This is a genomic window from Methylomonas sp. LL1 (assembly GCF_015711015.1).
Lineage (GTDB): Bacteria > Pseudomonadota > Gammaproteobacteria > Methylococcales > Methylomonadaceae > Methylomonas.
The window spans coordinates 1,791,599-1,804,021 of the sequence record NZ_CP064653.1 but is presented as its reverse complement, the minus strand read 5'-3'; the positions used below and the strand labels follow the sequence as shown (position 1 = coordinate 1,804,021).

General features: G+C 52.4%; 10 protein-coding genes. All 10 read right to left on the bottom strand.

All coding sequences use genetic code 11. The features are described from left to right. Positions 1 to 32: 32 nt before the first annotated feature. Complete coding sequence (locus tag IVG45_RS08475; protein ID WP_196437396.1) at positions 33 to 527, bottom strand: rod shape-determining protein; 495 nt, start codon at positions 525 to 527, stop codon at positions 33 to 35. Positions 528 to 599: 72 nt separating this feature from the next. Next, positions 600 to 1,229 (bottom strand): bifunctional 4-hydroxy-2-oxoglutarate aldolase/2-dehydro-3-deoxy-phosphogluconate aldolase, encoded by a 630-nt coding sequence (locus tag IVG45_RS08470; protein ID WP_196437395.1) that lies wholly within the window; start codon positions 1,227 to 1,229, stop codon positions 600 to 602. 120 nt (positions 1,230 to 1,349) lie between these two features. Beyond that, complete coding sequence (gene edd, locus IVG45_RS08465) at positions 1,350 to 3,170, bottom strand: phosphogluconate dehydratase (protein ID WP_196437394.1); 1,821 nt, start codon at positions 3,168 to 3,170, stop codon at positions 1,350 to 1,352. 35 nt (positions 3,171 to 3,205) lie between these two features. After that, positions 3,206 to 4,558, bottom strand: a complete 1,353-nt coding sequence (locus tag IVG45_RS08460) for an OpgC family protein (RefSeq protein WP_196437393.1) — start codon at positions 4,556 to 4,558, stop codon at positions 3,206 to 3,208. 254 nt (positions 4,559 to 4,812) lie between these two features. Next, positions 4,813 to 5,523 carry a 6-phosphogluconolactonase gene (gene pgl / locus IVG45_RS08455; RefSeq protein ID WP_196437392.1) on the bottom strand — a complete coding sequence of 237 codons (711 nt, stop codon included), beginning with the start codon at positions 5,521 to 5,523 and terminating at the stop codon, positions 4,813 to 4,815. Between the two features lie 31 nt (positions 5,524 to 5,554). Next, positions 5,555 to 7,024, bottom strand: a complete 1,470-nt coding sequence (gene zwf, locus IVG45_RS08450) for a glucose-6-phosphate dehydrogenase (protein WP_196437391.1) — start codon at positions 7,022 to 7,024, stop codon at positions 5,555 to 5,557. A 156-nt stretch (positions 7,025 to 7,180) separates the two neighbouring features. Then, a complete protein-coding gene (locus IVG45_RS08445; RefSeq protein ID WP_230874841.1) occupies positions 7,181 to 7,624 on the bottom strand; it encodes a bacteriohemerythrin in 444 nt (147 codons plus the stop codon). 5 nt (positions 7,625 to 7,629) lie between these two features. Beyond that, positions 7,630 to 10,476, bottom strand: a complete 2,847-nt coding sequence (locus IVG45_RS08440) for an EAL domain-containing protein (protein ID WP_196437389.1) — start codon at positions 10,474 to 10,476, stop codon at positions 7,630 to 7,632. Positions 10,477 to 11,054: 578 nt separating this feature from the next. Then, the gene (amrA, locus tag IVG45_RS08435) at positions 11,055 to 11,621 is read right to left on the bottom strand and encodes an AmmeMemoRadiSam system protein A (protein WP_196437388.1); all 567 of its coding nucleotides are present in this window, start codon (positions 11,619 to 11,621) and stop codon (positions 11,055 to 11,057) included. Continuing rightward, complete coding sequence (gene amrB / locus IVG45_RS08430; RefSeq protein ID WP_196437387.1) at positions 11,608 to 12,387, bottom strand: AmmeMemoRadiSam system protein B; 780 nt, start codon at positions 12,385 to 12,387, stop codon at positions 11,608 to 11,610. The genes amrA and amrB overlap by 14 nt, the downstream gene beginning before the upstream one ends. Between the last annotated feature and the right edge of the window lie 36 nt (positions 12,388 to 12,423).

Here is a 12,423-nt window from a genome sequence, read left to right as displayed (position 1 = left end):
TGTTTCTCATCTGTTCCTAAGCTTAGTTGTGCTTATGGAAAAAGCAATTGGCCGCCGGCGCGCGCGAAGTTCAACTTGCTCAATTCATCGCGGGTCAATTCCGGACCTACCCATAGATAAACTTGGCGGGCGCCCGCCAAGGCGCCGAGTTCGGCAAAGGCGCGAATTTCGATTTGAGTCAATCCGCCTTCCAATAAGGCCAGTGGTTGGATAATCATAACCGGTGACGTGACAAATAACGATTTTGGCAGGGTTTTCCTGACAAAATGCTTTAACGTCTGTTCCGCAATCGCAAAATCGGCCAGCAATGTACGTGGATGCCGGAAGCCGTTGCTGATGGTGATATTGTCTCTGCCGGAGAGCATGAGGGCGTCGCGTCCAGTTGCAATGATGGTTGATTTTCCTTTTCTGGTTTCAATGGCCAACATCGGAATATCGGCAAATTGAGAGCCGGATTCGACATGCAGTAAGGCGATATTCTCGGGTTCAATACGAATGTAGAGGGTGTTTCGAAAAAGCTTAAACATGCCCATTAATCCCTCTCGAAGTATAAATTTCTTGGTAGGGTACGCAATGCGTACCCTACAAAAGAGCTGCGCTTATTTTTTCAAGGCCGTCGCTTCAGCCGCGCGCCGGGTGATTTCGGTCCAATTGCCGGCATCGACCAGATCGACCGGCGCCATCCATGAACCACCTACGCAGGCCACATTAGCGAGTGCCAGATATTCGGGGGCGTTTTTGGGATTGACACCACCGGTGGGACAAAAGGTGACTTGCGGCAGCGGGCCGCCGATGGATTTCAGCATCGGAATGCCGCCCGCCGCTTCGGCCGGGAAGAATTTCATCGCCGTAATGCCTTTTTCCAGTAAACGCATGACTTCGCTGGGGGTGATGACTCCGGGCAGGAGGGGAACGCCGCAGCTTAATCCCGCGTCGAGCAGGCTAGGCGTGAGGCCGGGGCTGACGATGAATTGCGCGCCGGCATCGATAGCTTGATGCAAGGTTTGAGTATTGATGATGGTGCCGGCGCCGACGATCGCATCGGGTACTTCGGCCTTGATTCGGCGAATGCATTCCAGCGCCACCGGGGTGCGCAGGGTAATTTCCAATACTTTCAAACCGCCGTCGGCCAGGGCGCGCGCCAGGGGAACGGCGTGTTCGATGTGGTTGATGACCATCACCGGCATGACGGGCGAGGTGGTCATTACTTCTTTGATTGATACGGTCATATTGTTTTCCAGTTAATGGGTTGGGTTAGCCCAGGGGATAACCCAACGCTGATGGTGTTTATCGGGTAAAGCAAAACATTTTGTCCGCAAGGACAAGCCCGACAGTTATTTTTATTGTAATTAATCCACGAAAAACAGGTTTGTCGCCCCGGTTTCCGCCGTCGAAGCCTGAGCCCGCATGGCTCCGAATAGTTCGCGGCCCATGCCGAAATGGTGGCCGGTGGCATGGTTGGGCTCCGCGACGCGGGCTGCGAATTCGGCCGGGTCGATTTGCACGTTGACTTCGCCGGTCTGCGTGTTCATCACGATGATGTCGCCGTTATGGACTTTTGCCAGCGGACCGCCCTCAATGCATTCCGGCCACATGTGGATGGCGGACGGTACCTTGCCGGAGGCGCCCGACATGCGGCCGTCGGTCAATAATCCGACTTTGAAACCTTTATCCTGCAATAAACCCATGATGGGGGTCAGTTTATGCAATTCCGGCATGCCGTTGGCTTTAGGGCCTTGAAAGCGTAACACTACGATGACGTCTTTTTCCAGTTCGCCGCGTTTGAAAGCCGCGACTACGTCAAGTTGGTCGTCGAATACCATGGCAGGCGCGGTGACGACTTGGTGTTCCTCGGCCACCGCCGAGATTTTAGACACGCCGCGGCCCAGATTGCCGTGCATCACATGCAGACCGCCGCCGGCGGCGAACGGTTTGGCCACGCTGCCGATGACTTGCTGGTCCAGGCTGCTTGTTGGGCCTTGCTCCCAATGTAATTGACCGCCTTCCAGCTTTGGCACTTGGCTGTATTGCGCCATGCCGCGTTGATCGCCGATGGTCAGAATGTCGCCATGCAGCAAGCCGTGATCCAGCAGTTCGGAAATCAGCAACCCCATGCCGCCGGCGGCATGGAACTGATTGACGTCGGCCGGGCCGTTCGGATAAATCTTGGTCAACAACGGAATGACTTTGGATAAATTGTCGAAATCGTCCCAGTTGATGATGATGCCGGCGGCGCGGGCAATCGCGATCAAATGGATGGTGTGGTTGGTCGAACCGCCAGTGGCCAGCAAGCCGATGATGGCGTTGATGATGGCTTTTTCGTCGATCACATGCGCTATCGGGCGGAAATCGTTGCCGAGGGCGGTGAATTTCAATACCTGTTTGGCGGCGGCCTTGGTCAGTTCGTCGCGTAGCGGGGTGTAAGGATTGACGAACGAACTGCCGGGCAAATGCAGGCCCATGATTTCGACCATCATCTGGTTGCTGTTGGCGGTGCCGTAGAAAGTACAGGTGCCGGGGCCGTGGTAGGATTTGGATTCCGATTCCAGCAGCTCTTTCTCGCCGATCTTGCCTTCGGCGAATTTTTGCCGGGCGCGGGATTTGTCCTTGTTGGACAATCCGCTGGTCATGGGGCCCGCCGGTACGAATACCGCCGGCAGGTGGCCGAAACTCAACGCGCCGATCAACAGTCCGGGAACGATCTTGTCGCAAACGCCCAGATACAGTGCGGCGTCGAACATGTTGTGGCTCAGGCCGATCGCGGTGGACATGGCGATCACGTCGCGACTGAACAGTGACAATTCCATGCCGGGCATGCCTTGGGTGATGCCGTCGCACATGGCCGGCACGCCGCCGGCGAATTGAGCCACGCCGCCGGCTTCCCGCACCGCTTGCTTGATCAGCGCCGGATAATCCTTGTAGGGTTCGTGGGCGGACAGCATGTCATTGTAGGCGGATATGATGCCGACGTTGGCCTTGGGGCTATGCGACAGTTCTTCTTTTTCAACGGCCGAGCAGACGGCAAAGCCGTGCGCCAGATTGGCGCAAGGCAAGTTGGTGCGGTGAGGGCCGTTGGCGATGGCGGCATCGATGCGGGCCAGGTAGGCGGCGCGAGTGTCGCGGCTACGAGCCACGACTTGTTCGGTAACTTGTTCTAATATGGGGTGCATTAATGGATGTCTCCGGATGATGAGTGTTGACGATTTTACAGCGTATCGGGCATTTCGATCGCTTCGTCGTTGGGTTGATAAACCACTTCTTCGGTGATCTGGGTTGGATTCTCGGGCGAAACGACCAGATCGGGTTCGGCTTCGGCCATGGCGGCGGCCGGTGGTTGTTGGGATTGCAGGAACAGCATCGGTGCGGCGGTCAGCAACAACAAACCTAATGCCAATACCGATTGAGCCGGCCAATTGTTTGCCATGTTATCGGCGGGGGTTTCGCCGAGGGTTTTCCAGGGTTTTTGATCCAGCCAGTTCAGCAACTGGGCGCATAACAGCATCAGTCCCAGTCCGGCCAGATTGATCAAGGCGCTTTCGACCAGATCGGGATGGGTGCCGTCCAGCAGCATGCCGCCGGCAAACGATAGGCAGGTGCCGAGCATGAAGATAGGCAGCGATTGACGGCCCATCGCAATGATTTCGCGGGCTGGACCGGTTTGTAACCAGTGCGGATGGCGATGCATGAAGTGGCTGACCAAATAGGTCATGGCCAAAAAATGCAGGTAGCGGATGAAGCCGAGATGGCTTTTATCCAGCAGCCCGGCCCAGCTTTCGCGCAAGGCGGCAAACCAGGGCAGGCGCTGGTAGCCGAAAGGGTTTTCCAGCGGATAACAAAACGCCACAAACAGTAAGCATAGCCATAACAGGCCTTGGTGAAAGCGCGGAATCGGCAGCCAGCCGCTGCTGAAGGCAAAGCCGGTGAAAAACACCAGTTGCCAGCAAAAAGGATTGAAATACCAGCTGCGGCTGCTGGTGGGGTCGGCGCTGAGTTCCCAACCTAAACGATGCGCCGCCAGATAGAGTAGCAAGGAAAACCCCAGCGGCAGCCAGACATGGATGCGCGACAAGACCCACGCCATCGGCAGCCAGAGCATGATCACCAAATACATCGGCAGAATGTCGATGAAATTGGGAACGTACTTCAGGCTGACCAGTGCCAGCACCGCTTCCTGGGTTTGGTCGAAAAAGTAATGCAGATTATCGAGCTGCCAGTGAGCGCCGATGATGCCCTGACTGTTCATCCACAGGAATAAGCTGGTCATCAATATGAATAAGGCCAAATGAGCGACATAAATCTGACCGCAACGGAACAACACCCGTACCGAACCCAGGCCGATGCCTGCCTGATTAAAGCTGCGGCCGTAAGCGATGGCGGCGGCAAAACCGGATAAAAATACGAAGGTTTCGGCGGCGTCGCTAGGGCCGAGGCGCGAGGGCGTGTAAGCAAACCAAGGGTTGCCTGGCATGTGATTGATGAAAATGATCATCAAGGCCAGGCCGCGAAAGAAATCCAGCTGCAAATTACGAGGTGGCGCGGCGCGTATCTCAAATTTCATAAGGTGCCCCGTTAGGGGTGGTCAATGTGGACAAGACGAAGTTTGCAGCTTAAAAAGGCTATGTTCCCGTCAATGGGTTGGTTTGCGCCGCCCCGGCATACCCTTGGATTCGGTGAAAAATAAGCTCCCGATATTTGAATGTCCTGTAGGGGCGCATTCGCTACGCGCTTTTACGAGTTATTCGCCTTGGGCGCTTAAAATCGCCCCTACAATGAATTCAGGGAAATTATTACCAACCAAACCCTTTCGATCGGTCAAGGCGCCCAGTACAGTTCGACCGGCACTTGTTCCTGGTGCAGCAGGGCGCGGATCGGCATGTCTTCGATCGGTCCGGGTTGTTGGGCGGCGCTGAAAACAGCCAGTTTGTCCTCGCCGGTGAACAAAATAATCACGCGGTCGGTTTTCAGCAAGGCCGGCAAGGTCAGGGTCAGCCGTTCGGTGTTGGGGCCGGTGACTTCGGTCTGGTTGGCGCTGATGGCCGCCGTCAGATTGTCATTATCGGTGTTCAAGGCTCCCGCCAAGCCCTTGGCATGCGGGAACAGCGATGCGGTGTGGCCATCCGGACCCATGCCGACAATCGCCAGACTGAAGGGTTGCGGTAGCTTGCGATAGAGGGCTTCGGTTTCGCCTTGGCCGGCGGTTGCCGTTTTGGCGGCGGTTTTCATGCCGGTAAACTCGGCCGTCTTGGCGTTATTAATTAGCAATGTACGTCTGATCAGCGCTTCGTTGCTGGCGGCGTGGTCCTGATCCACCCAGCGTTCGTCGACCAGCGCGATTTTGATTTTTTTCCAGTTCAGTTCGGTTTTGGATAAAGCCTCGTACAAAGGCGCGGGGGTGCCACCGCCGGAAACCAATAGAGTGGCCGCGCCGTGCTTGCTGATAGCTTCCGATAACACGTCCTGACACTCGGCAACCAAGGCGGTAAATAAATGATGACGCTGTTCAAAAAAGAATTCTTTAACCATGATCGTTATTCTCTCAATAAGATAGTAGTTGTTATTCTTCCCAGGCACGCCCATCGCGTGCCAGTAATGCGACCGAGGCCACCGGTCCCCAGCTGCCGGCCGGGTAGGGCTTGGGCGGGGTATGGTTATGCTGCCAGGCATCCTGGATCGAGTCCACCCAAGTCCAGGCTTGTTCGATTTCTTCACGGCTCAAAAACAGGGTTGGATTGCCGCGCAAGGCTTCCAGTATCAGTTTTTCATAGCCGCCGAAGATACGGTTTTTTTTGAAGGTTTCGGAAAAACTCAAATCCAGTTTAGTTTGTTGCAATTTGATGTTGCCGTCTATGCCCGGCACTTTATTCAGCATCATGACATCCACGCCTTCATTGGGCTGCAGATGAATGACCAGTTTGTTGGCCGGCAGTTCATGAAAGCTGTCCTTGAAGATGTTATGCGGCAGATTTTTAAAATTGACGACAATCTCGGTGCGCTTGTTCGGCATGCGTTTACCGGTGCGCATATACACCGGTACCCCGGACCAGCGCCAGTTGTCGATGTCGACTCGAATGGCCACGAAACTTTCGGTGGTGCTTTCGGTATTGGCGCCTTCTTCTTCCAGATAACCGGGTACCGAGTTACCCTTGATAAAACCGGCGGTATATTGGCCGCGCACGGTTTTATCGTCGACATTGCGCGCGGTAATAGGCCGCAGCGCCTTCAACAGTTTGATTTTTTCCATGTGGATGCTTTCCGCGGATAGATTCGCGGGCGGCTCCATGGTGACGAAGGTCAGAATTTGCAGCAAATGATTCTGCAACATGTCGCGCAACTGGCCGGTTTTGTCGAAATAATCCCAGCGGCCCTCGATACCGATGTCTTCGCCGACCGTGATCTGGATATGGTCGATGGTGTTATGGTTCCAACTGGTGTAGAACAGTGAATTAGCGAAGCGCAAGGCCAGCAGATTCAGTACGGTTTCCTTACCCAGGTAATGGTCGATACGATAGACTTGGTCTTCGTGAAACACGTCGGCGACCACGTCGTTGATTTCCTTAGAGGATTTCAAGTCATGGCCTATGGGTTTTTCCATTACCATGCGCGATTCTGCGTTCAACACGCCGCAACTCTGCAGACCTTGGCAGATGTTTTTGAACAGAAACGGCGCCACCGCGAAATAGTTCACCATCACCCGTTTTTCGGCATCCACCGCGCCATTCAATTGTTTGTATTGCTCGGGTTGGGTCAGGTCGATTTTTAAATAGGACAGGCGCTTGGAAAAACGCTGCCAGATTTCGTCGTCAATGCTGTTGTTCAAAAACGCTTGCAAGCTTTTATGGGCGATTGCGACAAAGCTGTCGCTGGTTTCTTCCAGACGGTCGACGCCGATGATGCGGGTGTCCTGCTCGATCAGATTGTGTTTTTCCAAACGATACAAAGAGATCAGCAGTTTACGTTTGGACAAATCGCCCAAGGCACCGTAAATCACCAAGTCGCAGGGTTTGAAACAGTTGTTTTTTGTCATGTCGTTATATACGGAGCGAAAATGCCCAGGGCGGGTTTATGCGCGATTAAACCGGGCCAAGAGTGATAAAATTGCCTATTATAGTGTCCCGAGCGCTTGGCAAACAAGGCGCGGGTGGTCGCGCCCTCGGATTATGGGGGCTTTGAAGGCTAAATTTTAGGCTTTAAGCTCTTTTCGCTTTTCTAAAATAAACGCTCCTAACCTTTTATCCGTATTAAGAATATGATTGATCAGCCAACTATTGAGAAATGAGAGCAAATCTTCGCGTGAAATCAGTTTTCCTGTTTTTATGTCTTCGCGTACCGATACCACTGTTGCGGAGAAGTCGCGATGTTGGCGTTGATGGATGGCTAAATCTTCACCATGCGTTTGCAAGTAGTTGAATTCTTGCATCAAGCTTTCCTCGGTCTCAAAATGGTAAAGCGCGTAGCTGAGCAGATCCTGAGTTATTTTCTCCAGTATCTCAGCGCTGACCGAAGTGCTCGACAAGCGAGTATTGACCTCATTAATGCTATTGACCAGGATGCGATGCTGTTCGTCAATTTCGCTCACACCGGTTACTAGCTCTTCATTCCATACTATCAATTCATGTCCAATCATTTTATTCACAGTGATTTGGTTAAATTAGTCATTAAGTATTGATTCGATAGTGCTTCGCGGGCAGCTTTTAGCATGGCGTTCAATAAATGTTGCTGTTTTTGTAAGTCGCTGGCTTCATCGGTCGCTCTCATTAGATTTCCATTGCGTTGAAATCTACATAACCGTAGGGCTGATTGATGAATTCCTTGATGTATCGATTCAATTTCGATAAACCAACTGTCTTTGCCGAATTGACGAGCCCCGTCCCCATAGAGCCAATTGCCAAAACGACATTGTTTAAAGTCGAGAAACTTCCCGGGATTAAAGTCCTCCATACTATCCCTATACCTTTCCACTATTTCGTTTATCCAGTGACAATGGTTGGTTTCCGCCAATAGCAACTCAAAATAATCCCGCGATGGGGCTTGAGTAAAAGGTAATTTCCACAAGGGATCGGGCTCGAATTCCCTCAGCCATGAAACCAGGTGTGCCACTGTCATGGGACGGGCAATCACGTAACCCTGCATAATGTTGCAGCCCAGATCCATTAGCATCAATATCTGATCAATGGACTCCACGCCTTCGGCAATGACCTCATGCTTGAAAGAGGCTCCCAAGCCGATCACACCGCTAACGATCGCAAGATCTTCCGGATTGTGAAGCATGCTAAAAACAAAACTTTTATCGATTTTGAGCTCACCGACCCTCAGGTGCTTCAAATGTGCAAGCGAAGAAAAGCCCGTGCCGAAATCATCGATTGCAAACCGAATATTTAATTCACGGCATTGCCGGATGGTCTCCGAGACAAGCGTGATATCTTCCAACGCGGTCGTTTCGACGATTTCAATGATCAAGCGCTTCGTGATATCCGAGTCGTAATTTCCGATCAATGCTTTCAACTGGACGACAAAGCGTTCCTGATGCAGTTGGCGCGCCGCGACGTTAACGCTAATTTTTAGATCGATCCCGGCTTTTTTCCATTCAGCCAGCTGCCGTAGCGCTTCATTGATCACCCACTCGCCGACGGTAATGATGAGATTGTCATGTTCGAGCAGCGGCATAAATTCCGACGGCGGTAATAGACCCAGGATTGGGTGGTTCCAGCGTATCAGCGCTTCGACCCCAACGACCTTGCCCAGACGGCAATCGACTTGAGGTTGATAGAACATCGTGAATTGTCCATCGGCCAGTGCCTTGCCCATCTTATCGAGCATGGCTTTATTCGACATTTGCTGTTTATGGTGGCTGGGGTTAAACAAGCAATAACAGTTTTTGCCAGCCTCCTTGGCTTCATACATGGCTTGGTCTGCGTGCCTCAACAACAAGTCGGGGGTGTCGCCGTCATTAGGAAAAATCGTTGCACCTAAGCTGGCGGTGACATGGGCAATACTGCCATTGATTTGATAAGGGCTTGCCAATCGGGCAATGATCCGGTAAATCGTTTGCTCGCATTCGCTGATTTTTTTAACGTCACCAAGTACCAAGGAAAATTCATCACCGCCGAAACGGGAGACGGTATCCGATTGCCTGACGCATTCCTGTAGGCGTTTTGCCACCTCAACCAGCAGGGCATCGCCCGCCTTATGCCCCAGTTGATCATTGACTTGCTTAAATCCATCCAGATCAAGCATGCAAATAGCCACCAAATCACCCGATCGACGGGCGTGCGCCAACTGCTGAGACAAGCGATCGATCATCAATCTACGGTTAGACAGCCCTGTCAATGGATCGTAGTAAGCCAAGTGCTTGATTTTATCGTCCGCCTCTTTTTTCGAGGTGATATCGGTGAGCGTGGCGACGTAATTGCTGATGTTGCCCAGCGAATCTTTTACGCAAGTGATAGTGAGATGCTCGGGGTAAATGTCGCCGTTCTTGCGCCGATTCCAGATTTCACCATCCCACGAACCGGTGTTTTGAATGCTGTCCCACATAGCGGCATAAAAATCGGTATCCTGCCGGCCGGAGTTTAGCAGGCGCGGATTGCGACCGATGACGTCCTCGGCGCTGTAGCCCGTGATTGCCGTGAATGCGCGGTTTACGCGTAGAATCACACTATCGGCATCGGTGACCAAGATGCCTTCCTGAGCCTCGAAGGCGATGGCGGAGATGCGTAGATCGATTTCCGCCTGTTTGCGCTGGGTAAAATCGTGGGCCAGCACCACTTCCACCTGTCTTCCCGCATATTCAAAACGGTACGAAGTCATCTCGACATCAATCAGCGTGCCGTCTTTTTTGATGTGGCGGCAGAAACCGTCCTCATACAGCGTGTCCATCCCAGGGCGTTGGATGCTGTCGCGCAACTTTAGCCTATCTTCGCCAGGCCAAAGGTCGGCAATCGTCATCGACAGAAATTCCGCTTTGCTGTAACCGTAATGCGAGATGGCGGTGTCGTTCACGGCCAGGAAACTCAGCCACTCCAGGTCGTAAATCCACATCGGATGCGGATTGGCCTTGAACAGTTTTCGGTACAAGGTTTCGCTTTGGCGAAGACTTTCTTCGGCCTGCCTGTGTTCGGTGACGACATCAAAAACGGCAACGAAATGCTCCGGTTTCGGACTATAGACGGATACCGAAAACCAGATTCCCAATGCCTCGACTAAGGTTTCAAATCGCTCCGGTTCGCCGCCCATGGCTACACGGCAACATGTTTCAAAATCCAGGGGAGTTTTGTCTTGAATGCCAGGGATGACTTTGGAAGCCGGTTTGCCGTAAACTTGTTTCAAGCCGGTCAACGTTTCAAAAGCAGAATTGGTGTAAAGAAAAATGAAGTCGTCGGGCTGCCCGTCGCGGAAGGATATTTTACAATAGCTCAAACCGCTAGGCATGTGCTCGACAAAGGTGCTGTAGGCATCGGTATCTAAACATTTAGACACACTATCCCAGGCGACCGCTGAATGGTGAAATCTATTGAAATAATCCCTAGCCATTTTTCTGTTTTAGGGTGTTACCAGGCTTCTATTTATTTAGAAAGCGCCGGAATAATAAAAGCAAATCCTGATGGGGCGTCCACACAATGGACTGGAATTTCGAATAACACTGACTTAGGATTTGGCCATCCATAATTTCCCAAGATGAGGTTCTTTTGTAGGAGCGATTTTGGCTGCAATGAAAGGCTTGATCGAGGCTGAAGCCACTCTTGCCAGTAACCGTTAGTTGAATATCTGGACGGTGTTCTTGTGAGTTCCAAAATAATTCAATGGATTACTCAATTTTTTATCTCACCAAATACGATTGTGATCTGGATGGTTCACTAATTGAGTATTCGAAATACCGCCATAACCACTACGGGTTTAGATAGTAGATAAATCAAAACAAAACCACAATCGGCGTTTCCTTAATTCATGTAGGAGGGTGCTCAGAAATTTCCGTCATAATGTCTGTAATCGAATACAAAAGACGAACAATTTACTCTGAAAGTCATGGTTGGGGTGATGCCGAGCCTTTATGAGCGCTAGGCTGATCGGGAAAACATTTCGGTGCTGTAGCGGAATATTTCCAGACTGTCGGACCAATAGTCGGCGGGCAGGCCGGCTTTTTGTTTTAAATGGCGCAGAAACTGGCTGGCATCGGGCAACTGTTCCCATACCGAGGGCAGAAATGTGCCGCGGCGATAACCCTCCCGTAGAATCAAGCCGTCGATGCCGGGCTTTAATTGCTCGATCAAGTCTTGCTCCGACTTGAAGTGGACGGCTTCGGCCGGACTTAAGATGGAAATATGCAGTTCGAGATCGGCCAACTCGGCGATGGTTAACGGTGGAAAACGGGGGTCGCGAAAGGCGGCGGCGAAGGCATTTTCGGCAATGTCTCGAACCAGCGGTCTAACCGCCTCCAGCATGCCGATACAGCCACGTAATTGTCCCCGGCGCTCCAGCGTTACGAAAGTTGCACGGTTGACGGTCAGTTCCGCGGCATAGTCTTGCGGGTCGATCGGCAGCGGTTCGCCGGTTTCCAGACCGTGCAGGATCGAGGCTTGCGCCAGTTCCAGTAATTGATTTTTTTGCGAATCATTCAACGACATAAGCGCCATACCCCACTACCCGGTATTTGTCGCCGGCGGTGTCGCCGGAATTTCTCAGATCAATGTTCTTAATGCTCAGCGATTTTTCCCGCAGCAGTTTTAATAAGCCGCTGACCGGCACCATGCCGCAAGCCGCTTCAGGGGAAAGCTCCCGATACTGAAGATGTTCGATTAAATCGCTGGTGTGCCTATCCAGACGTTGCGCGGTTGAATAATCGTGATAATGGCTCAAGTCCGAACTGATCACGATCAAAGTTTCATCGCCGCCCCACAGCTTGTCCAGCACCTGACCGACCTGTTCGGGGCTGGCATCGCCGGCGACAATCGGCACCAACTTGAAATCCGTTAGGGTTTGCTGCAAAAAAGGTAAATGTACTTCCAGGCTGTGTTCCAACGCGTGAGCTTGCTCCAGAAAACCGACAAAGGGCAGTGTTTGCAACAATTCCAGCGCCGGTTTGTCAATGCTAATCTCGCCCAACGGGGTGCTGAAACTGTCGGCTTCGCTGACAGCCAGGCCTTGAAATGCCACGCGGTGCGAGGGACCTATTAACACTACTCGCTTGATGGTATCGCGAACCGGTTTTAAACGGGCGTAAGCGCTGGCGGCGATCGGGCCGGAATAGATATAACCGGCGTGCGGCGCGATCATGGCTTTTGGGGCTTTACCGCCGCAATAGGCATCGCGCAAAAAGCCAGTCATCATGTTGCTTAAGGTTTTGGGATCGGCAGGGTAAAAACTCCCTGCAACGGCGGGCTTTCTGTTCATGACATGTACCTCCGTCGGGAAAAGCCATCAACACAA